Source organism: Microbulbifer maximicatervae (SeqCode) (assembly GCF_052468295.1).
Map to the genome: position 1 here is coordinate 4,967,385 of NZ_CP174340.1, position 23,661 is coordinate 4,991,045.

A 23,661-nucleotide genomic window follows, 5' to 3' on the forward strand; every position below is an offset into this window, starting at 1 on the left:
TCGGAGCCCCTTAGGGCTTTCTTATTAATATTTGCTGAGATAAAAAGCAGCAATTTGACACTGCTCTAAAAGTTAAAGTGTCATGGCACTTATATCAGAGGCATAGAATGATACTAGGAAAATAATATATTTCTGAGAATGAAAAGTATTTGTGGGTGGCTGATAGTAGTACCATTTGTTGTTCAGGTAGATGTTGCTAAGTGGGCAGGTTGGCAATCGAAATAAATAATGGTAACTGGCTCTTACCTAATAGAGTAATGGTTTCTTTAAACTCATCAGTTGGGTCGTATAAATATCTACAGCTAATTTTTCCCAATTTAAGATTTAGAGAATTGCTCAATATTTAAACTTGCGGTGTTCCCATATTAGGTTGGTGAGCGGAGATTTATTTAGTTCTTTCGAAACTTTGATCCACGGGGTTACTTCAAGTCCTTACAAGCCGGGTATAGAAATACCCGGACATAAAACTTCTTTCCACATCCTTTAAGTAAATGCAGAGTTCATAGTGCCGTAGTCCAACGCCTTACTAAACAAATTAGTGTCACTTTTAACCGCTGCCAGCTGTTTTAATGATTCGCTTAAATGGCCATAGACGGATTGGAATAAAGCTGGCCCGGTACTAAAGCGCTTTATGCCTGCGGCAAAAAACTCTGATATAGGAGCAATTCCCGGAAGCAGCATAATATTGATTGGCAGGTCGATACCCGCTGCCAAACTCCTTGCCTCCTCAACTGAAGAGAGCCCCGGCACAAAGCCGCAGTCAGCACCGGCACTCTTATAAAGCTCTAGCCTCTCTATACACATATTTACCGCTTTATCACCGCTGGAGAGTGCGTTGAGATAAACATCGGTACGGGCATTAATAAAAAGCGGGTGGCCGTTTAGTGCTTGGCGAATAGCGCTGATCTTTTCGCCGAGACATTCGGGGGTGTCGTTACCATCTTCAATATTGATGCCTGCAACTCCCAGCGCGACCATTTTACAGGCCAGCTCAGCTACCTGTTTGGGGTTTTGGGAATATCCATCTTCAATATCCACACTCAGAGGTAATGAGGTCACCCGGGCAATCCGCGCGATAGCGTTTAGGTGTTCCTCAACTGGCAGGGCACCGCCATCGGCATAACCCAGCGACCAGGCGACGGCGGCACTGCTGGTACCTACCGCTTGGGCGCCTGTGTTTTGGCAGATTAAAGCGCTGGCAGCATCCCAGGCATTTGGCAGGATCAATGGGGCGTCAGTTTGGTGCAACTTGGTGAAGGTATTGAATGGGCTGTTGTTCATGGGGATAACCTACTTGAGCGATGTCGTTTGAGTGGTGAATTTACCGCTCAAGAGATTGATTCACTGGCCACAAACGGAACTGAACCGTGAAAACCGGAAAGACAAATAAGATTGTTGGCTGCGATGTGGGAGGGAGGTGGAGCGGGCAGTTTTTATTAATACATGGCTAAGAAAGCTGTGAATTGCTTTCTTGGCCATGCAGGAAAGACAGAAAAAAGGAAAATCAGTTGAGAGCGGGATCTTTATGTAGCCACTGCTGTACTGCCTCAACTACGGGGGCGGGATTCTTGATCCAGCTGAGGTGAGGGTTGCCCTTGGGATAAGTGGGTTTCATCTCCCGGGTTTCGCCGCCGACGATCGCCGCTAATTTACGGGCAGCCTGAATAGGGGCGAAGGGGTCGCCGTCCAGCGCAATATGCAGGGTGGGCTGGCTTGTCTTTTCCATTTGCCCAAAGCGATCCTCCGGTGCAAAGCGACCGCTAAATATGGATCGGGCCCAGTCTTTCATCAGCCTGCGCGCTTCGCGCCAGCCGAATCCCATGCGCGCACCGGGGAAATAACCCAGCAGGCTTGAGGTCACACTGGCAATTGAGGCGAAGAGCAGGATGGCGTACTTGTGCAGACCACTCCAGCTACGGTGGTCCACATGGCCGGAGGCGATGCTGACAACCTTGGCGTTACCAGTGAGGCCGGCGCGGGCTGCCAGGGTGCTGGTTTGGCCGCCGATACTGTGGCCGAGAATCAGCGCTGGCCCCTGGGGGAATTGCTGTTCCAGCAGTTGGATTAACTGCGGGATAAACGAAAACACCAGATCGTTGTAGCCGTAGTCGGCATTTCGGTGGGGGCGCGGCAGGCTCTCCCCGGTGCCGGGCAATTCGCTGATGGCGGTGTTGTAACCGAGCTTTTGCAGTTCTTCCAAGAGCAGGCGGTAGCGGTTGGCCGGTACGCCCATCGCGGGAAGCACCAATACCAGGGGGCCTTCGCCGTTGTGTACTGTGGTTACTGGTACCTGGAAGGCGCCAAATTCTAATTGGTGGGTTTGTTGGGGCATGGTACTTCTCCCTTTAACAGTCCGGCATCATAGGCGAAGCCAGCTTGCCAAACCCATGACCAGACCGAGCAGTGCTGTGTCCCAATCCGCCAAATCCCAGAAACAAGGCGAGTGGCAGGGTAGTCATTTTGATCAGCTTACAACCGGGTGGGCGAAGGCACAGGGCCTGATGCAACTGGTTAACTTGCAACCGGGTTAGCGAAGGCATTGGGCTGAAGTAATTGATCAACTTGCAACCAACCCCACAACTGCCTAGAATACGCCGCCCGCAATGGGCCCGGTTTATCCGTGCCCGTTGTACTCCTTGCCTCATCGGACTGTCCGAGAGGCTGATTAACCCGTAAGGAGCTAAAATGCGTCATTACGAAATTGTATTCCTGGTTCACCCGGACCAGAGCGAGCAGGTACCTGGCATGGTGGAGCGCTACACTGCGTCCATCAAGGAGAGCGGTGGACAGGTTCACCGTCTGGAAGACTGGGGCCGTCGCCGTCTGGCTTACCCGATCAACAAGATCCACAAGGCTCACTACATTCTGATGAACGTAGAATGTTCTGAAGAAGCCCTTGAGGAACTGACTACCAACTTCCGTTACAACGATGCGGTTATCCGTAATCTGGTAATTCGTGAAGACGAGGCGATCACTGAAGAGAGCCCGATCATGAAAGCGGAAAAAGAAAGCCGTGAGCGCAAAGCTGCCCGTGCAGAGCGCACCGAGCGTCGCGAGCGCGCCGGAGAAGAGAAAGCTTCTTCCGACGCTGCAGAAGCTTCTTCCGATAACGCTGAAAGCGAAGAGTAAGGGGATTATCAGATGGCACGTTTTTTCCGTCGTCGCAAGTTCTGCCGTTTCACCGCTGAAGGTGTTAAGCGTATCGACTACAAAGATCTCGATACCCTGAAAGCCTACATCTCCGAGACTGGCAAAATTGTTCCTAGCCGTATTACAGGTACCAAAGCCAAGTATCAGCGTCAGCTGGCCTCTGCGGTCAAGCGCGCTCGCTACCTGGCCCTGCTGCCGTACACGGACAGCCACGAAGCCTAAGCCGCAGTTTGCTTAGACTCATTAATAGAGAAGCTATCTAGATATGCGCGCCGTAGCTGAATTTATTATGCGCGGACGCGTCAGGGCGGTAATCCTCACCATGTTGGGGATTCCGCTGATAAGCCCGGCAATTCTCGCTCTGGTGAGTTTGCGCCGAGGCAGCAGTGACGGCCTGATGGTTTTGGCCTGGGCTCTGTTGCCGATTGTCGTTATGGGTATGAGTGGTCATGTACCACCACTGGTGACTGGTATATCCGCAGGCCATTTTGTTGCAGTATTTTGCGGCGCCATGGCATTGCGCAGCAGTCGCTCCTGGGCCGCTGGCCTGGTGGCTGTAACGGCGGCATCAGCAGCAGGCATATTGCTGACCTCTCTCTTCAGTGGAGGACTGATGCAAGGGTTCTTGCAGGCAGTCGAGAATGCAGCGGAACAGCCCAATACTGTTCCAATGGATGAACTGAAGCAGATATTTTCGGGTGAATTGCAAATTACCGGTTACCTGGGCTTGATATCGGCGATGAGCGCCACATTGGCTCTGGTACTGGGGCGTTACTGGCAGGCCCTGCTGTACAACCCCGGCGGTTTCCGCCAGGAGTTCCACCAGCTGCGCCTGCCCCTGTGGCTGTCAGCGACAAGTATGTTGTTGTGGGTAGTCAGCTTGGTAACCCCAGGCTACGCATTTTGGGGAGCGGTGATTGCGTTCCCGATGGTGGTAGCTGGTATTGCCCTGGTCCACTGGCTGGTTGCCAGTCGCGGTTGGGGGGTAGGTCCCCTGGTGGCGATGTACATCATGCTGGTGATTGGAGGGCTGCCCCTGGCAGGCTTCCTCTGCGGCCTGGCCCTGGTAGATAGCTGGATAGATATTCGCGGACGCTCTTCCAAATAAGCGCGCCCGCACAATACAGAAATTGAGGAAACCGAGATGGAAGTTATTCTGCTCGATAAAGTAGGCAAACTGGGCAACGTGGGTGACCGCGTTGATGTTAAAGCCGGTTTTGGCCGCAATTTCCTGCTGCCGACTGGTAAGGCAATTGCTGCTACCGCCGCTAACATTGCTGAGTTCGAAGCTAAGCGCGCTGAACTGGAAGCCGCTGCTGCCGCTAAGCTGGCTGAAGCTGAGAGCCGCGCTACCAAGCTGGCCGACCTGGTTGTTACCATCGCTGCTAACGCTGGCGACGAAGGCAAGCTGTTCGGTTCTATCGGCACTCGCGACATCGCTGAAGCGATCTCCGCTGGTGGCGTTGAAGTAGCTAAAGCTGAAGTTAAGTTGCCGGAAGGCGCGCTGCGCGAAGTGGGCGAGTACGACGTAGACGTACAGCTGCACTCCGACGTAATTGCTGCAGTTAAAGTCGTTATCGAAGCCGAGTAAGGTTTTGCTGACGAACGGTTGGTGCTTCGGGCGCCAGCCGCGCTACAATCGGGCGCTGCACCCTATCGGGTCCAGCGCCTGTTTTGTTTTTACTATCCAGTAAAGTCCCATGATCGACGAATACGCCGCCCCAGAAGAAGAGATCCACAGCGAAGAGAGTTCACCCCTGCCGCATTCGGTAGAGGCGGAGCAGTCTGTGCTCGGCGGCCTGATGCTGGACCCGGGCCGTATTGATGCCGTTGCCGAACAGCTGAGTGAAGAGGATTTCTTCAGCGCCAGCCACCGCAAGATCTTTGCGGTTATGGGCGAGCTGAGTAATGGCGAACAGCCCCTGGATATCGTTACCCTCGCCGAAGGCCTCGCCAGCCGCGACCTGCTCGGTGAAGTGGGTGGCCCCGCCTACCTGGCGGAATTGGCCGAAAACACTCCCTCCGCAGCGAATATCGTCGCCTACGCTAAGATCGTGCGTGAGCGCTCCATGCTGCGCCAGTTGATCGCCGCCGCCGGTGAGATCAGCCGCACCAGTTTTAATCCCGGTGGCCTTGCCTCCGCCGACCTGCTGCAGATGGCTGAGCGCCGCGTGGCGGAAATCGCCGAGGGGCGCGCCAAAGAGGGCGGCTTTGTCGGCGTGGATACCCTGCTGAAAAAGACCGTCGAGCGCATCGATGAGCTGTTCAAGACCGAGGGTGATATCACCGGTATCAGCACCGGTCTGACCGAGCTGGACCAGCGCACCTCCGGCTGGCAGCCGGGCGAACTGGTTATTCTCGCCGCGCGTCCCTCCATGGGTAAGACCGCACTGGCATTGAATTTTATCGAGAGCGCCATGCTCTGCCAGGAGAGCCCGACACTGGTCTTCAGTATGGAGATGCCCTCGGACAGCCTGGTGATGCGGATGTTGTCCTCTATTGGTCGTATCGACCAGGGGCGCATCAGGAACGGCAAGCTGCAGGAAGAGGATTGGCCCAAGCTGTCCAGCGCTGTGCAGAAGATGAAGGGCAAGGCCCTGTATATCGATGATACGCCGGCACTGAGTCCCAGTGAGGTGCGCTCCCGTACCAAGCGCACGGTGCGCGATCACATCAACAAATTGATGCGCGAGAACCCCAAGTTAAGCCGCGAAGACGCCGAGGCCAAGAGTATGCCCGCCATGATTATGGTGGACTACTTGCAGCTGATGCAGGTGAAGGGGTCTACTGAGGGCCGCACCCAGGAGATCTCCGAGATCTCCCGCTCTCTCAAGGCGCTGGCGAAAGAATATGAATGCCCGGTGATTGCCCTGTCGCAGCTTAACCGGGGAGTAGAGCAGCGCCCCAACAAACGGCCGATGAACTCGGACCTGCGGGAATCCGGGGCGATCGAGCAGGACGCTGACGTGATCCTGTTTATCTACCGCGATGAATACTACAACGAGGACAGCCCGGATAAAGGGATGGCCGAGTTGATTATCGGCAAGCAGCGTAACGGTGAGATCGGCACCTGCCGCGCAGCGTTTGTAGGCAAATACACTCGCTTCGATAATCTGGCGCCGGAATACTACCAGGGCGAATAAGCCTTTCTGCTAGGTTCGCGGCTGTCGAATATCCGAGCCTAGGGGAGCCACCTCTTGTTATCCGAGCAAAAGATCCGCGCACTGGTGCTGCAACGCCAATTTATCCACAGCTCTTGGACTGAAGGATTGTCGGGGTTGTTGCAACATCTTGGCGCCCTACAGTTGGATGCTATCCAGCGAATTACCCGGGCCCACCACCACCAGCTCTACAATCGCCTGCCCCGTTACCGCGAGTCACACCTGGCTGAAGCTGAAGAGCACCGCGAAATTTTCGAGTACTGGTCCCACGCCGCTGCCTACCTGCCAATGGCCCACTACCCCTATGCGCGGGTGCGTATGGATCGTATCCGCGCCGGTCAGCGCCACTGGTTTGAAAAGAATGCCAAGCTGTGTCGCTATGTTCTCGATCGTGTGCGAGAGGAGGGCGCCCTGCGGGCCAGCGATTTTGTGCGCACCAAGAGTGGATGGTGGGAGTGGTCTGATGAAAAGAAAGCCCTGGAGCAATTGTTTCATGAAGGTGAGCTGATGGTCAGCCACCGGGAGGGCTTTCAAAAAGTCTTCGATCTCCCGGAGCGGATACTGCCAGCAAAAATCTCGACCAATGCCGCCTCGGAAATTGAGTACGGCAGCTATCTGGTGCGCACTTTTCTGGGGTGCCAGGGGATTGGCCGAGCGGAGGAAATTGCTTACCTGCGCAGGGACGACAAACCCCTTATCCAGCTGGCAATTAAGCGCATGTTGGCAACCGGTGAACTCACTCAGTGGGGGAAAGAGCTGATGCTCACCGAGCATCTGGATTGGGAGCCAGTACGACCATCGCGCAAAGTGCGTCTGTTATCCCCGTTTGACCCAGTGATATTGCAGCGCAAACGCCTGCGCCGGCTGTTTGATTTTGAATATCAATTGGAGTGCTATGTACCGGCGGCCAAGCGCCGCTATGGCTATTTTTGCCTGCCGATTTTATACGGCGATCAATTCGTGGGGCAGGTGGACTTGAAGGCAGACCGGGATGCGGGTGTATTGCGGGTAGAGGCCTTGCACTGGAATAAGAAACCCGGCGTCTCGCTGGAGGCGAGTTACCACCGGGCTCTGGGGCAGTTTGCCCGCTTTCACGGGTTGGAAAGCGAAGCCGCGCTTACAGCTTGACGACTACGTAGACCTCCTGGCCATCGCGCTGGGTCGGCATAAAGTAATTGCCGCCATAGCGGTAGTACTGGATGCCATTGATAATTTCAGCGGCGTAGCCATTGGGTAGGGTCTCTACCACTTGTCCTGGCTGGAAACCCTCAGGGCCCGGGTTCGGGGTTGCAGGCACAGTAGCGGGAGCTGCTGCCGTTGCAACAGGAACGGCGACAGCCGGCGCAGGCGCAGGAACAACGGCTACGGGTGCTGGAGCTACAGTTACTGCAGGTGGTGCTACTACGACATAAGTTCGGGTAGCCGGGTGCCACTGATAGTAGGCATCGGCGTACTGGTAATAAGTAATTCCGCCTACATGGACTCTGACAGCACTAGTTGGCAGGGTGACTACCGAGGCGCCCAGAGGGGCAGCGACAACGACGTAACCACGGGGACCGTGGCGGTAGAAGTGCCCGCCATGGTAGTAAAAAGGGCGTCCGCCAACTGCGACACGCACATGGCCAACGGGTAGTACGGGCGCAACAAATCCGATCGAAACACGTGGTCCGCGATAAACACCGCCACGGTGGTGGTGGCGATGATCTCCCCCGCGCTCATAACCGCGCGCATCGGCCGGTGGGCTAAAGGCAAAAGCGGCCAGCGCCAGGAACGCACTGGCGCCAATTACGACATTCAGTTTATTCACAGTCTCTCCAGCGAAGTGATTACTCACATTTGACATACTAACCCTTATCCTGACATTAAAGACAGGTTAATTGGTTAAGAATTGTCAAAGTGCCGGAGGCTGGATCAGTGGTCAGCGGTTGCGCTGGATGATTCCCATCAGCTTATACATCAGCTGTGCGGCGGCAAAATCATAGGCGTGAAAGCCCTCGATCGGTGAAAATTCCAGCAGATCGAAGCCGATAATCTCTCTTTGTCGCGCAACGGATTCGAATAAGTTGAGGGTCTGGTACCAGCCGAGACCACCGGGTACCGGGGTGCCGGTGGAAGGGAAGACCGATGGGTCCATACCGTCCACATCCAGTGTAAAGAAGACTTTCTTGGGGAAATTCTCCGGTAACTGGAATTCCTGCACGTTGTTGGGCACCAGTTGGTGGGCATCCAGATAGCCCACGTTGTGGTTCTTGCGGGCCTGCACTTCCTCTTCGCAATAGGCGCGGATACCCAGCTGGAACAGGGGGACACCGGCTTCTACCACTAGACGCATCACGCTGGCGTGGCTGTGTTTGTGGCCCTCATAGCGATCGCGAAGGTCGGCGTGGGCATCGATCTGCACCACGCCAAAATCGGTTTCACCGGCGTCCAGTAGCCCTTTGATAATACCCCAGGTCACCGAATGCTCACCGCCGATACCCACCGGCATTTTGCCAAGCGCCAACACTTCTTTGGTGGCGGCGGCGATATTCTCCATCACCTGTTCTGCAGGGCCGGAAACCGAGACCGGCGAGCGGGTGTAGATGCCCAGGTCACAGGGGTTGGAGAAGTTGTCAAAAGTTTCCAGTTGCCAGGATGCTTCCAGGATGGAGGCCGGGCCCTTGCCGGTGCCGCCACCGTAGGAGACGGTTTCCTCATAGGGGATGGGGATAATGTGAAAGAGGGCGTCTTCCGGCTTCGGCTGCTCGATTTCGGAGCCGAGAAAAATGGGGTATTCGTTTTCTGACAACATCTACTGGTCCTCTGGCGGAGGCAATAACTCATTGCCTGCCGCATCTATCTCTATCGGCACTGTTTAGGAGAGGCGTTCCTTAAAATCTTCGTAGCCGAAAGTTTTGATCATCTTCAGGTCGTCGGTATCCGAATTCCACAGGGCGATAGCCGGTAGGGGGATACCGTTAAAAGTATTGGTTTTCACCATGGTGTAGTAGGCCATTTCCTCGAATACCAGTCGCTCGCCAATCCGCAGTGGTTGACTGAAGCTGTATTCGCCGATGCTGTCGCCGGCCAGGCAACTCTGTCCGCCCAGGCGATAGGTGTGGGGTAAGTCACCGGGGCGAGCGGCACCGGTAATTTCCGGTCGGTAGGGCATTTCCAGCACATCGGGCATATGGCAGGTGGCAGAGGCGTCCAGGATGGCTTGGTTTTCACCATTCCAGGCGATATCCACTACCTCAGCCACAAGGACTCCTGCGAACAGGGAGATGGCCTCACCGGGTTCCAGGTAGACCTGTACATTGTGCTTGTCGGAAAAGCTGCGCACCGCTTCGACCAGCTCATCCACCTGGTAATCCCGGCGAGTAATATGGTGGCCGCCGCCAAAATTAATCCACTCCATTTGTGGTATCAGATCGCCAAACTTCTCCTCCACGGCAGCGATTGTGCGCTGCAGAGGTTTGAAATCCTGTTCACATAACGTGTGGAAGTGCAGGCCACTGATGCCTTCGAGGGACTCTCCTTCAAACAGCGAGCGCACGATGCCCAGGCGCGAACAAGGGGCGCAGGGGTCGTAGAGATCGGTGTGGCCCTCGGAGTGTTCGGGGTTGATACGCAGGCCAAAACGCAGCTCTGGCCGCTGCTGTTGCATATCCAGGCACAACTCCCGAAAACGCTTCCACTGGGAGAAGGAATTGAAAATTACATGGTGGGCAAATTGCAGTATTTCCCGCAGTTCCTCATCCTTGTAAGCGGCACTGAAGACATGAACTTCCTTGCCTTTGTCGCGACCGCCGTACTCTTCGAACCCCAGTTTGGCTTCGTGCAGGCCACTGGCACAGGTCCCGGATAGATATTCAGCCACGATGGGCCCGGTGCTGAACATGGAAAAGGCCTTGAGCGCTGCCAGTACCTTGGCCCCGCTGCGTTCCTGTACATCGGCGAGCAATGCCAAATTATTGCGCAGGGCAATTTCATCGATCACAAAACAGGGAGAGGGAACGCGGTAGGGATCGAAGCTGCCGAAATAGTCAACGGGGGGAGTGAGGTCCATGGTGCGTTATATCCTGGTGCGGCGGGGCGGGCACTGGAGTCCGCCCCGCTAGGTCGGGAAAGAAGCGATTTACTGGAAGGGCTTATCCAACCAGGTTTCCTGCCAGGGCAGGCCGTACTTGTTCAGGTCATCCATAAAGGGATCCGGATCCATCTGCTCCATATTCCACACGCCGGGCTTCATCCACTTGCCTTCCAGCATCATCTTGGCACCGATCATGGCCGGTACGCCGGTGGTGTAGGAGATCGCCTGGGATTGAACTTCCTGGTAGCAGTCCTGGTGGTCGCAGGTGTTGTAGACGTAGTAGATCTTCTCTTCGCCGTCTTTAGTGCCACGGATAATGTTGCCGATGCAGGTCTTGCCCTTGGTCAGCGGGCCGAGGCTGGCGGGATCTGGCAGCAACTCTTTAAGGAACTGGATAGGTACAATTTGCTGGCCCTGGAACTCCACCGGCTCAATGCCAGTCATTCCGACGTTTTGCAGGACTTCCAGGTGCTTCAGGTAGCTCTCGCCAAAGGTCATCCAGAAACGCGCGCGCTCAATTTCCGGGAAGTGCTTGGACAGGGATTCCAGCTCTTCGTGGTAGAGCAGGTAGATATCCTTGTCACCAATGCCTTCGGGGAAGTTGAATACGCGTTTCTCTTCCATCGGCTTGGTGGTAACCCACTGGCCATTTTCCCAGTAGCGACCGTTGGCGGTGATCTCGCGGATATTAATTTCCGGGTTGAAGTTGGTGGCGAACGGCAGGCCGTGGTCGCCGGCATTACAGTCGAGAATATCCAGGGTGTGGATACGATCGAAGTGGTGCTTCTTGGCGTAGGCGGTAAATACGCTGGTGACGCCGGGATCGAAGCCGCTGCCCAGCAGTGCCATCAGGCCGGCTTTCTCAAATTTCTCCTGGTAGGCCCACTGCCACTTGTACTCGAACTTGGCCTCTTCCGGCGGCTCGTAATTGGCGGTATCCAGGTAGTGCACGCCGGTTTCCAGGCAGGCATCCATAATGTGCAGATCCTGGTAGGGCAGGGCCACGTTGATGACCAGGTCCGGCTTCACTTTTTCGATCAGCTTTACCAGTTCAGGCACATTGTCCGCATCTACTTCAGCGGTGTCGATTTTGCGCGGCAGCATAGCGGCAATCTTGTCGCACTTGCTTTTGGTGCGGCTTGCCAGGGTGATATTCTCAAATACCTCAGCAACCTGTGCGCACTTGTGCGCAACCACCTGGCCGACACCGCCGGCGCCGATGATCAGTACGTTGGCCATAAAGATCTCCTTAATCTGCGGCTTTTATTGCCGCTATCTTTTCAAAGGCGCTGGCGCCTTATTATTCAAACTTACTTTTCGAAATAGGTGTAACCGCTCATGCTGGCGGTATAAGTCTGCAGAATCTGCTTGCGCTGGGCAGCGGTAATCAGCCCCTGTTTAACGGCGCGTTCCGCCAGGCGGCGGAAGCGCTCGAACAGCGCCTTGGGTTGATATTCTACGTAACTCAGTACATCGGAAATACTGTCGCCGTGAATCTCGTGGCTGAAGTCGATGCTGCCGTCTTCCTGAATGCGTACGCTCACGACATTGGTGTCCCCAAACAGGTTGTGCAGGTCGCCCAGGGTTTCCTGGTAGGCGCCGATCAGGAAGGTGCCGAGGATATAGTCCTCGCCATCTTTTAGTTCGTGCAAGGGCAGGGTTTTCTGCTCTTTTTCCCGTCCGATAAAGCGGTCGATCTTACCGTCACAGTCACAGGTGATGTCGGCGATGATGGCGGAGCGCGTCGGCGCTTCGTCCAGGCGGTGGATCGGCAACAATGGAAATACCTGGTCGATAGCCCAGATATCCGGCACCGATTGGAATACGCTCACATTGGCGTAGTAGATATCCGACAGTACCTCCGGCAGAGCTTGCAGATCTGCGGGAATCTCTTCGGCCTCATCCAGTAATTTGCGAATATCCTGGGCGCCCTGCAGGAACAGGTTTTCCGCATTGGCGCGTTCGCGCAGGCTCACCTGGCCGTGCAGATACAGAGAGCGCACTTCATCGCGGTAGTAAAGCGCGTCGTTGTAACTCTCTTGCAGGTTTTTGGGGGTGATACTGCGCACTGCGTCCTGCAGGTTGAGCAGCATCTGGTGGTCGCCTTCGCTGATCTTGGTGTGCTCCAGCTCCACCGGCTCGAAACGGGTAGTGTCGAGAATATCGAATAGCAGTACAGAGGAGTAGGCTACAGTGGCGCGGCCGGATTCGGTGATAATCACCGGATGTTCGACTCCCTCGCTATCGAGGGTGCCCATAATGGCTTCCACTACATCGACACAGTACTCGTCCAGGGAGTAATTCTTTGAGTGGGTGTAATTGGTCTTGCTGCCATCGTAATCCACCGCCAGGCCACCGCCCAGATCCAGGTAGCCCATGGGTGCGCCTTCTTCCACCAGATCGGCGTAGTAGCGGCAGGCTTCCAGAACTCCGGTGCGGATGTCGCGGATATTCGGTACCTGTGAGCCCAGGTGATAGTGCAGCAACTTGAGACAGTCGAGCATATCGTGGTTGCGCAGTTGATCGACCATGGCGATCAGGTCGTTACTGCCCAGACCGAAAATACTGCGGTCGCCACTGGTCGCATTCCAGTAGCCGCCCACCTTGGAGGCGAGTTTTACCCGTGCGCCGATATTGGGGCGTACCTGCTCGCGCTCGGCGCAGCGGATAATGGTCTCCACTTCCGAGGGCGTTTCCACGACGAAGAAAACCTGTACGCCCAGGCGTTGGGCCTGCAGTCCGAGGTTAATAAATTCCTCGTCCTTATAGCCGTTGCAAACGATCAGGGATTCGGTGTTATCCAGAATGGACAGGGCAGCGATAAGTTCTGCTTTACTGCCCGCCTCCAGGCCGTGGTTAAAGCGGCGGCCGGCATTGGCAATTTCTTCAATCACCTGACACTGCTGGTTCACCTTAATGGGGAACACGCCGCGAAAAACATTGCCGTAGCCGCAATCGTCGATAGCGCGAGCAAAGGATTCGTTAATCCGGGCGATCTGCGCTTCGAGTAAGTTCTCAATACGCAATAGCAGGGGCATACCCAAGCCGCGCTCGGTGGCGCCTCGGGCAATGTCCATCAGCGAAACACTGTGTGTTACCCCGTTGGGGCCGTCGACTTGCAGTGAAATTTCACCATTTTCGTTCAAATCGAAATATCCGGCGCCCCAATTGCGGATGCCGTAGAGTTCGGCCGAATCTTCGCAAGTCCAGTCTTTTACTTGTTGCTTCTTCATGGCGCCTTTCTGTTGATATTTGGCGGGCGCGAATCTTGGGCCCAGCAGGGCCGGAAAGCAATAACTATAGATAAAAAAACGCTAATTTTTGCGCACTGAAAAGTAAATGGGGAGTGAGTGGGTGGCCAGCTCTTTTGCACTCTGCGACAGGGGGCTGAAGAAGGTGATTGATCTGCGCAAATTTGAGTAAAAAAAGGCGGCCCGAGGGCCGCAGGGAGGGGGGATTGAGTAATCAGTAATAGGTCGGCTTGGGGACAACCCGGTAGCCGCGGTGGCTATGGTCCCACAGGTAGTAGGTGTCATAAGCCACGTAGTAATTGTGTCCACCGGCTACCACGGTCAGTGCTGATGCTGGCAGGCTGTGCACGATAGCACCGTGGGGGGCCTGGGCTACTACGTAGCCGTGAGAAGCCGGGCGATAAAAAATTCCATCGCTATAGTAGAAGCCCGCTGTTCCGATACTGATACTGACGAAATTACGCGGCAGGTGGCGCCAGCGGTAGCCATAACCGTAGTGCGAGGGACGGTAGTGGGGGCGGTGGCCGCGATAACCGTGGCGGTAAACCGGTCTGTGTGCCGCGCGATATTCGTGGCGGTGGCCCTGCTTGTGGCCTTTTCTATGCCCTTTGTTATAGCCTTTGTTGTAGCCCTCTTTATAGGCGTGGCGAACTTCGCGGCGGTGCTGGCGCTCCTCTCTGCGTTCACGTCTGCGCTCTTCTTTCTTGCGCTCTTGTCTGCGGCGTTTCTTTTCCTGCTGGCGGTCGTGATGCTTGTCGTGCTGTTTCTTTAAGTGGCGCTGCTCGCGTTCGGCTCTTCCATATTTGTGGTGGTCGTCCATGGCGCGCTGGTGCCCGCGATGTGACTCGGACAGGGCGGGTGCTGCGATCAGCAGCAGGCTTAGGGTGGCGATGGCAGTAGTGAGGTGTTTCATAACATCTCTCCCGAGCGTGGGGCTCTTTTCTTTCAGGTCAGGTCTTTTGTGTATCTTGGCGTGAAGTTTGCCCTGGCGGGTCTGAACACTTCCTGAACTGAATGGGGTAAAATTCGGCGGCAATCGAAGGCGTCGATAGTGACTAGCAATTCAGGTGTGGGCAGAGATTGTCTGGCGGGGCCACAGGCTGGATTCTGCGGCGAAATCTTATTGAGAGCGGCAATTTTGCTATGTTGAGACACCAGGTCTCAGCGAGTATGATGCCGCGCTGATTCATAGTGAGCGGTAGCAAGATGCAAGTCTTCCACCACGTAGCAAGTCTGCGCGAGGCGCTGGCCCAGGCCCGCAAAGACGGCAAGACCGTCGGCTTTGTGCCAACCATGGGCAATCTGCACGATGCCCATATAGAGCTGGTCAAAATTGCCCAGCAACACTGCGACCTGGTTGTGGTATCTATCTTCGTCAACCGACTGCAATTCGGTTTGAATGAGGATTGGGATAAGTATCCGCGCACTATGGAGCGGGATATGGCCCGCCTGCGGGAAGCGGACTGTGACTTCCTGTTCCATCCGGATGAGGGTGAGATTTACCCCAACGGCATGGACCAGCAGACCCGCGTGGTTTGTCCGGCGATGACCGATGTCCTGTGCGGCGCTAGCCGACCGGGTCACTTTGAAGGGGTCACCACCGTAGTTTCGAAGCTTTTCAACATTGTGCAGCCGGATAAGGCTATTTTCGGGATTAAGGATTTCCAGCAGTTAGCAGTGATCCGCCGTATGGTGGAAGACCTGTGTATGCCGGTGGAAATTGTGGCGGCGCCGGTGCACCGTGAGGAAGATGGCTTGGCAATGAGCTCTCGGAATGGTTATATCACTGCGGAAGAGCGACCGAAGGTTGCTGTGCTCAACCAGTTACTTAACTGGGCCAAGGATGAAATTGTGGCTGGACGCCGGGATTTCGCCGACCTCGAGACAGAGGCGCGCAAGCGAATTGAAGAGAGTGGCTTTCGAGTTGACTACTTCTCCATCTGTTACAGCAAGGATTTACAGCCAGCGGCAGATGACGATAAAGAAATCACGATCCTGGGAGCTATGTACACCAGTGCAGCGCGCCTGATCGACAATGTTTCCCTGGAACTCTGAGGGGCATCCAACTATGCAAATTGAAATGTTGAAGTGCAAGTTGCACATGGCCGCTGTGACTCAGGCCGAACTCTGGTATGACGGTTCCTGTGCAATTGATGAGGACCTGGTAGAACTGGCTGGCCTACGCGAATTCGAGAAGATCGATATTTACAATGTGAGCAATGGTGAGCGCTTCCACACCTATGTGATCCTCGCCGAGCGCGGTTCCGGTATTATCTCCATGAACGGCGCCGCTGCACGTAGAGTACAGGTGGGTGACCGCATTATTATCGCTTCCTATGCGCAGATGACAGAGGGCGAAGCCGATAACCACAAGCCCAAGTTGGTCTACCTGGATGAGAACAACAAAGTAGAGCGCAGCACTAATACGATTCCGGTTCAGCTAGCCGAAGCCTGATTCTTTTCGCTACAGGGCGTTGTGCCCTGTAGCATCCCCGCCGCTTATTGATCAGACATTAATAACACTTCCTGATTAAACCTCTTTTCCAGGTAGGACTCATCCAGGGTGTAGTGCCAGAGATTTTTCTTTTGTCCCTTAGCTAAAGCGATTTCGCCGATTCTGCCAGGGTTATATTTAATCGGTTGGGCGAGTTGGTATTTGGCGATGGGGTCCCGATAGGCCTCCTCTAAAGGAATTATCTCCCAGCCTTCCTTCCTCAGTCGTTCAGCCAGATCACCAATAAATAGGGCTGAAATATCCATTTCATGCAACAGTATGACGTGCTTTGGGGAGCGCCCGAGATATTTAATTGCCATATCGTCGTAGTACTTAATGCTCGCCATAAGAACGTCGACATAAAAGTTGGAGAGTCTTTCCATATCAACTGCTTTCCCATCTTTTACTGCCGTTTGGAAAAGTTCTTCGATATACCAGTCGTAGTTATTTAAGGTGATATAGGCGTTTTGATAGTTATTTTTCTGTAGTAGATTCCGGATACCATCGCGCTTTTCGACAGTTTCGCCCTCGCGCAGATAGGGAAAGCGAAAATAGGGTTTAAAATTGTCAAATTGTTGAAGCAGCTGGTGGGCCTGCAAAAAATCCGTTTGATAAGTGGATAGCCCTGTTTCCAGAAAATTGGGATGGCTATGGGTGTGATTGCCAATAATATGCCCAGCCTTATCGTAGCGGTGCATCCGCTCCAATCCTTCCTTATCGAAGGATTGAGTATTGGAAAAGAAAGCTACTTTGCCAACTTTATATTCTTCTAAGTTTTTAATTAACGTTTTGGCCCGGGTTGGTCCATCAAAATAACCATCGGCTTTACGGGGGGCATCATCGAAAGTAATTGCCAGTTGTTTGGCGTTAGCGACTGGGATTGCCAACAAGTAAATTATCAATAATACGACCGAACGCTGCATGGTTTATTACTCTAAGGATTTTATTTACGAGCTGTTCGCCAGGCTAGGATTTGGTTGTCCTTCTATTCAGGTTTTCTGTCTTAATTTACTTGTCAGGTAACCTGCGTTGTCCAGTAGCCTAGGCTCAGTTGCGGTAGTGTACGGTTTCCTATTGTGTCCACCATAGCTTCAGATGTATATGGCCAAAATACTTGTTAGTTCCTGCCTTTTGAACTGCGCCGTGCGCTATGACGGTAGTAGTGCTGAGACCTATAGCGATGATTTTGAGTGGCTTGTGGATACGCAGAAAATTGTTTCCTTGTGTCCGGAAGTGGCGGCGGGATTGCCTATTCCGAGGGTGCCGGCTGAGATCTGTGGCGCAAGTGGAACAGAGGTGTTAGATGGAACAGCCGGGGTTATAGGTAGTGATAGAACAGATCTAACTGAGCAATTTATGCTGGGGGCCAAACTGGCTCTGAAATTATGCAGAAAACACAATATCCAGTATGCAGTGCTTACGGAAAATAGTCCCTCTTGCGGAAGTAACTATATTTACGATGGCAGTTTTTCAGGGAAAAAAATAATGGGTTTTGGTGTTGTATCTGCACTTGTTCAAAGGGCTGGAATAAAAGTTTTTAGTCAAAATACTGTTGGGAAACTTAGAGAATTGAGAAGTGTATCCAGAGCGAAATGAGTTGTTAGGATCAATAAAATTAGATCGGTAAAAAAGATATTGATCACAGTTAGGCCTTATAGGTTGATTAATACCGGCGAAGCCGGTGGCTCCCAGATGTCAGTACGAATAGCGCAGTGCCCCCTGACAATAATCATTGTGTGATGCAGCACTCAACCGCTGGGCTTTGTCACTTTTGGGGTTCAGATTGGCAGTGACTGCTGTGGCAATAAACAGGCAAGACTGAATACTCTGCCGGCTATTTAAATGGCTGCAGGAGGCAGTGGTGGAAGGCAAGTTTTTTAAAGGCGATAGCAAGCTTATCAAAGCCGCATTGGTACTGGCGATCAGTTCCGCGTTTTATGGCTGCAGCGGTGGCAGCGGTGGTGGTGGAGATCCTGCGCCTGTGGATACCACTCCGCCGAGCCTGACACTGACTCCCGCCAGCGGGGCCTCTATTGCAGCAACCGGCACCCTACTGCTGGATTTTAGCGAAGCGGTGGCATTGGAGGATGTGTCCTTAAGTGGCGCCATGCAGGAAATGGGAGAGCTCTCTCAAGTCGATCAGGACACCCTGATCTTAACTCCGATAGCGGAGTGGGCAAAGGGGCTAGAACTCTCCCTGACAATTGCCGCGCAGGATGCAGCCGGCAACCAGATGGCAGAGGTTGATGCTCACTATACCGTGGATGAAATTGCCCCTTCCGTAGTCAGTGTATCTCCAGCACAGGAGCGTTTGGAGAAGGATGGCGCAATCACGATACAGTTTTCCGAGTCGATAGATCGCGACAGCCTGCAAATTAGCGGTTCCTTGCTGGATGATGAATACACTCTGACCTGGTCCCAGTCGCGCTTTAATGACGACACCTTGGTGATAGCTCCCAAGAGCCGCTGGCTGTCCGGGCAGGATCGCAGCCTGCACCTTGAAGCCAAAGACCCCGCTGGCCTGGATATTCCCGCTGAACAGCACAGTTTTACTGTGCCATTGTACTTTGAGAATTTTGACAGCGCGCAGGTCGTGATCGGCCAGGATGATTTTTCCAGTACTTTGACGGCCATCAATGCAAAAAATCTTGGCGAGGGCCCCCTGGGTTCCGCGGCTGTTACTGATGAGGGAAAACTATTTGTACCCGATTATAATAATGACCGGGTGTTAATTTTTAATTCGATCCCCACAAGCAATGGAGCGCCAGCTAATGCGGCGCTCAATGCAGATAGTCTCGACGAAAGCGGTGAGGATGATGTTGCTAGTAAGCCAACAGGCATCAGTTTTGATAGCGGAAAACTGGTAATAAATTATTCTAGGTCCTCAAGTGGCCACAGTGTTTCTGTTTACGACACTATTCCCGAAGATGGTCGCGCGCAGCCGATTTCCAAGTTGCCATATACCTTCTGCTCAACTTCACTTTCTATGTATGAAAGTGTAAAGATTGCCAAGGGGCGCCTATTCGCGGTCTCGTCGTCTATGTCTCGAGTGGCGGTGTGGAATAACTTGCCCCGAATTGCAAATTCGACGCCGCATTGGCTACTGGGTCAGTCTACACTGGAAAATTGCACTGCTAACGACCGTGAGCAGGATGGCTCGGTTATTCAGCCCAGTGCTCGCACATTGGCTGACCCCAGAGATGTGTGGACCGATGGGGAAAAGTTAGCCATCATCGACTCGGATAACAACCGGGTGTTTCTATGGAACTCAATGCCTAATAGTAGAGTTGCCCCTTTTAGTAGCTTTGCTCCTGCGGATATAGTTCTGGGGCAAGCAGATTTTGTCAGCAATGAAAGCCGGCCCCCGAGTCGACAAACCATGGGTTTAGGCGGACGGGGTATCTGGTCGAGCGGTATTCAGCTATTTGTGGCGGACAGTGATAATAACCGAGTGTTGATCTGGAACCAGTGGCCACAGGAAAATTTCGCTCCGGCAGATGTTGTCTTGGGGCAGGGAGATTTTGATCGCAGTGCCTTCAACGACAGTAACCAAAATGGGGTTACTGACGAGGGGGAGTTGCCAAGTGCTGCTACGCTGAAATGGCCCGACGGTATTACCGCTTATGAAGATAAGTTGATTATCAACGACTCAGGTAATAACCGCTTTCTTATTTTCCAATCTCGCTAGTTTTCTCTGTTAAATGTACCGGGCTGGTAACCCGGTACAGGCAAACTTAGGGCGATCTCCCTTCTATTGTTGCGGTTTGGCCCCAGCGCAATACCTCTAAGTTTTTCATCAGTTCTTGTTGGATGTTTGCTTTCTCCCCCGCCCCCGCCCCCGCCACAGTGCAGTGGATTTAAAACCGCAGTGCATGTCCGCCCCGTTCCCTCCAATTTCGCCGACCTTGAGAAAGGGACGCGCAAGCGAATTGAAGAGAGTGGCTTTCGAGTTGACTACTTCTTCATCTGTTACAGCAAGGATTTACAGCCAGCGGCAGATGACGATAAAGAAATCACGATCCTGGGAGCTATGTACACCAGTGCAGCACGCCTGATCGACAATGTTTCCCTGGAACTCTGAGGGGCATCCAACTATGCAAATTGAAATGTTGAAGTGCAAGTTGCACATGGCCGCAGTGACTCAGGCCGAACTCTGGTATGACGGTTCCTGGGCAATTGATGAGGACCTGGCAGAACTGGCTGGTCTGCGCGAATTCGAGTAAATCAATATTTACAATGTGAGCAATGATGAGCGCTTCTACACCGATGTCAGTACGATTAGCGCAATGTCCCTGAAAATTCTCTTTTTGTGACGCAGCAACCAGCCCGTTAGGTTTTGTCATTTTAAGGTTTCAGATTGGCAGTGAATGCTGTGGCAATAAACAGGTAAGACTGAATACCCTGTTGGCTATTTAAATGGCTGTAGGAGGCAGTGGTGGAAGGCAAGTTTTTTAAAGCCGATAGCAAGCTTATCAAAGCCGCATTGGTACTGGCGATCAGTTCCGCGTTTTATGGCTGCAGCGGTGGCAGCGGTGGCAGCGGTGGTGGTGAAGATCCTGCGCCTGTGGATACCACTCCGCCGAGCCTGACGCTGACTCCCGCCAGCGGGGCCTCTATTGCAGCAACCGGCACCCTACTGCTGGATTTTAGCGAAGCGGTGGCATTGGAGGATGTGTCCCTAAGTGGCGCCATGCAGGAAATGGGAGAGCTCTCTCAAGTCGATCAGGACACCCTGATCTTAACCCCGATAGCGGAGTGGGCAAAGGGGCTAGAACTCTCCCTGACAATTGCCGCGCAGGATGCAGCCGGCAACCAGATGGCAGAGGTTGATGCTCACTATACCGTGGATGAAAATGCCCCTTCCGTAGTCAGTGTATCCCCAGCACAGGAGCGTTTGGAGAAGGATGGCGCAATCACGGTACAGTTTTCCGAGTCGATAGATCGCGACAGCCTGCAAATTAGCGGTTCCTTGCTGGATGATGAATACACTCTGACCTGGTCCCAGTCGCGCTTTAATGACGACACCTTGGTGATAGCTCCCAAGAGCCGCTGGCTGTCCGGGCAGGATCGCAGCCTGCACCTTGAAGCCAAAGACCCCGCTGGCCTGGATCTCCCCGCTGAACAGCACAATTTTACTGTGCCATTGTACTTTGAGAATTTTGACAGTGCGCAGGTCGTGATAGGCCAGGATGATTTTTCCAGTACTTTGACGGCCATCAGTGCAAAAAATCTTGGCGAGGGGCCCCTGGGTTCCGCTGCCGTTACTGATGAGGGGAAGTTGTTCGTACCCGATTATACAAATAATCGGGTGTTAATTTTTAATTCGGTCCCCACAAGCAATGGAGCGCCGGCTAATGCGGCACTCAATGAAGATAGCCTCGACGATAGCAGCTGGGGAGATTTTGGTAGCGGGCCAACAAATATTAGTGTTGATGGCGGTAAACTTTTAATAAATTATTCTTTTTCTTCGCTTGCCACTTATGGCTACAGTGTTTTCGTTTACGACACTATTCCCGAAGATGGCCGGGCGCTGCCGAGTGCCCAGTTACCAATGGACTTCTGCCCGGGTGTCAGCGCTACCTATTCCAGTGCGATGATTGCCAAAGGGCGCGTATTCGCTGCCTCGTCGTATATGGCTCGAGTGGCGGTATGGGATGACTTGCCCTCAATGGAAGATGCGGCACCGGATTGGCTGCTGGGCCAATCCACACTGGAAAACTGCACCGCTAACGACCGTGAGCAAGATGGCTCGGTTATTCAGCAACCCAGTGCCCGCACATTGGACATGCCCGAAGATGTGTGGAGCGATGGGGAAAAGTTAGCCATCACCGACTCGGGTAATAACCGGGTGCTCCTGTGGAACTCAATGCCGACTAGTAGCTTTGCTCCGGCGGATATAGTTCTGGGGCAAGCAGATTTTGTCAGCAGTGAAGGCCTGCCCCCAAGTCGACAAACCCTGAGTTTATTCGAACGGGGTATCTGGTCGAATGGCATTCAGTTATTTGTGGCGGACAGTGGTAATAACCGAGTGTTGATCTGGGACCAGTGGCCACAGGAAAACTTCGCTCCGGCAGATATTGTCTTGGGGCAGGGAGATTTTGATCGCAGTGCCTTCAACGACAGCAACCAGAATGGGGTTACTGACGAGGGGGAGTTGCCAAGTGCTGCTACGCTGAAATGGCCCGACGGTATTACCGCTTATGAAGATAAATTGATTATCAACGACTCGGGTAATAACCGCTTTCTTATTTTCCAATCTCGTTAGTTTTTTCTGCTAAATGTACCGGGCTGGAAACCCGGTACAGGCAAACTTAAGTTGATTTGTTTTCTGAGGTTGCAGTCGGACTGCCTGTTCCCAGGGTTCCGGCTGAGATTAGCGGCGGTAGAGGTGCAGAGGTTTTAGCGGGCTCAGCCAAAGTTTTAGGGATAAATAAAGAAGACTTAACTGAGCAGTTTATACGGGGAGCTAAACGGGCATTACAGCTATGTCTGCAGCACAATATTAAATATGCAGTACTTACGGAAAATAGCCCATCATGTGGTAGTGATTATATTTACGATGGTAGTTTTTCTGGTACGAAAATAGTTGGTTCTGGCGTTGTGTCTGCACTACTGAGGAGGGAGGGTATACAGGTATTTAACCAGAATATTGTGGGCAGGCTTAGGAAGCTTTTGGAAGTATCCAGAGATAACTAAGCTTTCCAGATATATAGTCATATTAAAGGTAGGTATAAAAGTGAATTCTAAAGTTATCAATTTTAAAGAAAAATTGAACCTGTTCTCGGAGCACTGGTCCCCTAAAGTGATTGCCGAGATGAACGATTACCAGTTTAAATTGGTTAAGATCCAGGGTGAATTTACCTGGCATGATCATCCCGATACCGATGAGGTGTTTGTTGTAGTTTCCGGGCATATGCAGATCGAGTTTCGCGATAGTGTCATATCCCTTGGACCTGGTGAGATGACGGTAGTACCAAAGGGTGTGGAGCATAAACCCAGAGCTGAACAGGAATGTGAAGTACTATTGATTGAGCCTAAAGGGGTCGTTAATACGGGCGATGCCGGTGGAGATCTAACTGCGAAAAATGATGTCTGGATCTAAGTGATTGAGCTGTTAATCAACTTTCTTTTACTGTTTGCTTGTCTGATTAACTTGCACCTTTCAGGGCCTGCGTTGGATTGTCTTCGCCCCATGCCAAATTTTGAGATGAGGGGACTGTTTCGCAGCGGCTATGTTATAAAGTGACAAGAATAAAGCTCTAATAAACTCAGATTTCTCTAGGCTAGCCATGCCGCGCTAAGGAGCCTCTGAATAACTCCGTGATGCCTCCGGCATGCAGAGCGGTTCACAATCAAGGCGCGGCTTCGCAGGAATGTCTAGACCTTTCAAGAAGTCGCAACGCGGAGTGTGAATCGCTCTGTAAGCCCCGAAGGGCGGGCCTTGAAGGCCGCATCTGCTGCGTTGCAGCTCTTGCAAAGGGCTAGGGCCATTCGCGGCGAGCTGCGCCTAACATCTGCAGCCTTCAAGACCCG

At 53.2% G+C, this 23,661-nt stretch carries 23 protein-coding genes and 1 pseudogene; 15 read left to right on the plus strand and 9 right to left on the minus strand.

The window, feature by feature from the left end; translation table 11 throughout:
- Positions 1 to 483: 483 nt before the first annotated feature.
- Both ACJJIQ_RS21910 and ACJJIQ_RS21915 read right to left on the minus strand, forming a co-directional pair.
- A complete protein-coding gene (locus ACJJIQ_RS21910) occupies positions 484 to 1,281 on the minus strand; it encodes an isocitrate lyase/PEP mutase family protein (RefSeq protein WP_445363038.1) in 798 nt (265 codons plus the stop codon).
- A 223-nt stretch (positions 1,282 to 1,504) separates the two neighbouring features.
- Complete coding sequence (locus ACJJIQ_RS21915) at positions 1,505 to 2,332, minus strand: alpha/beta fold hydrolase (RefSeq protein ID WP_444895409.1); 828 nt, start codon at positions 2,330 to 2,332, stop codon at positions 1,505 to 1,507.
- Positions 2,333 to 2,685: 353 nt separating this feature from the next.
- On the opposite strand from ACJJIQ_RS21915, the gene rpsF reads away from it, so the two are divergent.
- The 6 genes from rpsF to ACJJIQ_RS21945 all read left to right on the plus strand — a co-directional run bounded on the left by rpsF (position 2,686) and on the right by ACJJIQ_RS21945 (position 7,439).
- Positions 2,686 to 3,129, plus strand: coding sequence for a 30S ribosomal protein S6 (gene rpsF / locus ACJJIQ_RS21920; protein WP_282930240.1), 444 nt, complete (start codon positions 2,686 to 2,688; stop codon positions 3,127 to 3,129).
- A gap of 12 nt (positions 3,130 to 3,141) precedes the next feature.
- Positions 3,142 to 3,372, plus strand: a complete 231-nt coding sequence (gene rpsR / locus ACJJIQ_RS21925) for a 30S ribosomal protein S18 (protein WP_108731487.1) — start codon at positions 3,142 to 3,144, stop codon at positions 3,370 to 3,372.
- 43 nt (positions 3,373 to 3,415) lie between these two features.
- Positions 3,416 to 4,258, plus strand: a complete 843-nt coding sequence (locus ACJJIQ_RS21930; protein WP_413664135.1) for a YybS family protein — start codon at positions 3,416 to 3,418, stop codon at positions 4,256 to 4,258.
- Positions 4,259 to 4,294: 36 nt separating this feature from the next.
- Positions 4,295 to 4,741 (plus strand): 50S ribosomal protein L9, encoded by a 447-nt coding sequence (gene rplI, locus ACJJIQ_RS21935; protein WP_282930238.1) that lies wholly within the window; start codon positions 4,295 to 4,297, stop codon positions 4,739 to 4,741.
- A gap of 109 nt (positions 4,742 to 4,850) precedes the next feature.
- Complete coding sequence (gene dnaB, locus ACJJIQ_RS21940; protein WP_445363039.1) at positions 4,851 to 6,293, plus strand: replicative DNA helicase; 1,443 nt, start codon at positions 4,851 to 4,853, stop codon at positions 6,291 to 6,293.
- Between the two features lie 54 nt (positions 6,294 to 6,347).
- Entirely contained in the window at positions 6,348 to 7,439 is a 1,092-nt protein-coding gene (locus ACJJIQ_RS21945) for a winged helix-turn-helix domain-containing protein (RefSeq protein WP_445363040.1), read from the plus strand.
- On the opposite strand, the gene ACJJIQ_RS21950 is transcribed toward ACJJIQ_RS21945, so the two are convergent.
- The 6 genes from ACJJIQ_RS21950 to ACJJIQ_RS21975 all read right to left on the minus strand — a co-directional run bounded on the left by ACJJIQ_RS21950 (position 7,429) and on the right by ACJJIQ_RS21975 (position 14,547).
- Positions 7,429 to 8,118, minus strand: a complete 690-nt coding sequence (locus ACJJIQ_RS21950) for a DUF6515 family protein (RefSeq protein ID WP_445363041.1) — start codon at positions 8,116 to 8,118, stop codon at positions 7,429 to 7,431. The genes ACJJIQ_RS21945 and ACJJIQ_RS21950 overlap by 11 nt on opposite strands.
- 111 nt (positions 8,119 to 8,229) lie before the next feature.
- A complete protein-coding gene (gene speB, locus ACJJIQ_RS21955) occupies positions 8,230 to 9,102 on the minus strand; it encodes an agmatinase (RefSeq protein WP_445363042.1) in 873 nt (290 codons plus the stop codon).
- A gap of 63 nt (positions 9,103 to 9,165) precedes the next feature.
- Positions 9,166 to 10,359 (minus strand): carboxynorspermidine decarboxylase, encoded by a 1,194-nt coding sequence (gene nspC / locus ACJJIQ_RS21960; RefSeq protein ID WP_108731493.1) that lies wholly within the window; start codon positions 10,357 to 10,359, stop codon positions 9,166 to 9,168.
- Positions 10,360 to 10,428: 69 nt separating this feature from the next.
- Positions 10,429 to 11,622 (minus strand): saccharopine dehydrogenase family protein, encoded by a 1,194-nt coding sequence (locus tag ACJJIQ_RS21965; protein ID WP_444906588.1) that lies wholly within the window; start codon positions 11,620 to 11,622, stop codon positions 10,429 to 10,431.
- A 71-nt stretch (positions 11,623 to 11,693) separates the two neighbouring features.
- Entirely contained in the window at positions 11,694 to 13,616 is a 1,923-nt protein-coding gene (gene speA, locus ACJJIQ_RS21970) for a biosynthetic arginine decarboxylase (RefSeq protein WP_445359332.1), read from the minus strand.
- A 232-nt stretch (positions 13,617 to 13,848) separates the two neighbouring features.
- Positions 13,849 to 14,547: a DUF6515 family protein gene (locus ACJJIQ_RS21975; RefSeq protein ID WP_413664141.1), complete on the minus strand. Its 699-nt coding sequence runs from the start codon at positions 14,545 to 14,547 to the stop codon at positions 13,849 to 13,851.
- A gap of 293 nt (positions 14,548 to 14,840) precedes the next feature.
- Here ACJJIQ_RS21975 and panC point away from each other — a divergent pair, with 293 nt between their 5' ends.
- Positions 14,841 to 15,689: a pantoate--beta-alanine ligase gene (gene panC / locus ACJJIQ_RS21980; RefSeq protein WP_445364843.1), complete on the plus strand. Its 849-nt coding sequence runs from the start codon at positions 14,841 to 14,843 to the stop codon at positions 15,687 to 15,689.
- A gap of 13 nt (positions 15,690 to 15,702) precedes the next feature.
- Positions 15,703 to 16,089, plus strand: a complete 387-nt coding sequence (gene panD, locus ACJJIQ_RS21985; RefSeq protein ID WP_413664143.1) for an aspartate 1-decarboxylase — start codon at positions 15,703 to 15,705, stop codon at positions 16,087 to 16,089.
- A gap of 44 nt (positions 16,090 to 16,133) precedes the next feature.
- Here panD and ACJJIQ_RS21990 read toward each other — a convergent pair whose 3' ends face one another.
- Positions 16,134 to 17,051, minus strand: a complete 918-nt coding sequence (locus ACJJIQ_RS21990) for a polysaccharide deacetylase family protein (protein ID WP_445363043.1) — start codon at positions 17,049 to 17,051, stop codon at positions 16,134 to 16,136.
- Positions 17,052 to 17,229: 178 nt separating this feature from the next.
- On the opposite strand from ACJJIQ_RS21990, the gene ACJJIQ_RS21995 reads away from it, so the two are divergent.
- From ACJJIQ_RS21995 to ACJJIQ_RS22025, 7 genes and pseudogenes are all read left to right on the plus strand, one after another.
- Positions 17,230 to 17,724 carry a 2-thiouracil desulfurase family protein gene (locus tag ACJJIQ_RS21995; protein WP_445363044.1) on the plus strand — a complete coding sequence of 165 codons (495 nt, stop codon included), beginning with the start codon at positions 17,230 to 17,232 and terminating at the stop codon, positions 17,722 to 17,724.
- 265 nt (positions 17,725 to 17,989) lie between these two features.
- A complete protein-coding gene (locus ACJJIQ_RS22000) occupies positions 17,990 to 19,816 on the plus strand; it encodes an Ig-like domain-containing protein (protein WP_445363045.1) in 1,827 nt (608 codons plus the stop codon).
- A gap of 180 nt (positions 19,817 to 19,996) precedes the next feature.
- Positions 19,997 to 20,209 carry a pantoate--beta-alanine ligase gene (locus ACJJIQ_RS22005; protein WP_445363046.1) on the plus strand — a complete coding sequence of 71 codons (213 nt, stop codon included), beginning with the start codon at positions 19,997 to 19,999 and terminating at the stop codon, positions 20,207 to 20,209.
- A gap of 13 nt (positions 20,210 to 20,222) precedes the next feature.
- A pseudogene (locus tag ACJJIQ_RS22010) lies at positions 20,223 to 20,348 on the plus strand (aspartate 1-decarboxylase); the annotation flags it as partial.
- A gap of 215 nt (positions 20,349 to 20,563) precedes the next feature.
- A complete protein-coding gene (locus tag ACJJIQ_RS22015; RefSeq protein ID WP_445363047.1) occupies positions 20,564 to 22,393 on the plus strand; it encodes an Ig-like domain-containing protein in 1,830 nt (609 codons plus the stop codon).
- A 56-nt stretch (positions 22,394 to 22,449) separates the two neighbouring features.
- Positions 22,450 to 22,824 carry a 2-thiouracil desulfurase family protein gene (locus ACJJIQ_RS22020; protein ID WP_445363048.1) on the plus strand — a complete coding sequence of 125 codons (375 nt, stop codon included), beginning with the start codon at positions 22,450 to 22,452 and terminating at the stop codon, positions 22,822 to 22,824.
- 40 nt (positions 22,825 to 22,864) lie between these two features.
- The gene (locus ACJJIQ_RS22025; protein WP_413664150.1) at positions 22,865 to 23,230 is read left to right on the plus strand and encodes a cupin domain-containing protein; all 366 of its coding nucleotides are present in this window, start codon (positions 22,865 to 22,867) and stop codon (positions 23,228 to 23,230) included.
- Positions 23,231 to 23,661: the final 431 nt, after the last annotated feature.

Excerpts from the sequence above, each read along its gene's own strand:
- dnaB (WP_445363039.1), top strand. The coding sequence starts at position 4,851 with ATGATCGACGAATACGCCGCCCCAGAAGAAGAGATCCACAGCGAAGAG.
- rplI (WP_282930238.1), top strand. The coding sequence starts at position 4,295 with ATGGAAGTTATTCTGCTCGATAAAGTAGGCAAACTGGGCAACGTGGGT.
- panC (WP_445364843.1), top strand. The coding sequence starts at position 14,841 with ATGCAAGTCTTCCACCACGTAGCAAGTCTGCGCGAGGCGCTGGCCCAG.
- speB (WP_445363042.1), bottom strand. The coding sequence starts at position 9,102 with ATGTTGTCAGAAAACGAATACCCCATTTTTCTCGGCTCCGAAATCGAG.
- ACJJIQ_RS21995 (WP_445363044.1), top strand. The coding sequence starts at position 17,230 with ATGGCCAAAATACTTGTTAGTTCCTGCCTTTTGAACTGCGCCGTGCGC.
- rpsF (WP_282930240.1), top strand. The coding sequence starts at position 2,686 with ATGCGTCATTACGAAATTGTATTCCTGGTTCACCCGGACCAGAGCGAG.
- ACJJIQ_RS21990 (WP_445363043.1), bottom strand. The coding sequence starts at position 17,051 with ATGCAGCGTTCGGTCGTATTATTGATAATTTACTTGTTGGCAATCCCA.
- rpsR (WP_108731487.1), top strand. The coding sequence starts at position 3,142 with ATGGCACGTTTTTTCCGTCGTCGCAAGTTCTGCCGTTTCACCGCTGAA.
- ACJJIQ_RS21975 (WP_413664141.1), bottom strand. The coding sequence starts at position 14,547 with ATGAAACACCTCACTACTGCCATCGCCACCCTAAGCCTGCTGCTGATC.
- nspC (WP_108731493.1), bottom strand. The coding sequence starts at position 10,359 with ATGGACCTCACTCCCCCCGTTGACTATTTCGGCAGCTTCGATCCCTAC.
- speA (WP_445359332.1), bottom strand. The coding sequence starts at position 13,616 with ATGAAGAAGCAACAAGTAAAAGACTGGACTTGCGAAGATTCGGCCGAA.
- ACJJIQ_RS21965 (WP_444906588.1), bottom strand. The coding sequence starts at position 11,622 with ATGGCCAACGTACTGATCATCGGCGCCGGCGGTGTCGGCCAGGTGGTT.
- panD (WP_413664143.1), top strand. The coding sequence starts at position 15,703 with ATGCAAATTGAAATGTTGAAGTGCAAGTTGCACATGGCCGCTGTGACT.
- ACJJIQ_RS21910 (WP_445363038.1), bottom strand. The coding sequence starts at position 1,281 with ATGAACAACAGCCCATTCAATACCTTCACCAAGTTGCACCAAACTGAC.
- ACJJIQ_RS21930 (WP_413664135.1), top strand. The coding sequence starts at position 3,416 with ATGCGCGCCGTAGCTGAATTTATTATGCGCGGACGCGTCAGGGCGGTA.
- ACJJIQ_RS21915 (WP_444895409.1), bottom strand. The coding sequence starts at position 2,332 with ATGCCCCAACAAACCCACCAATTAGAATTTGGCGCCTTCCAGGTACCA.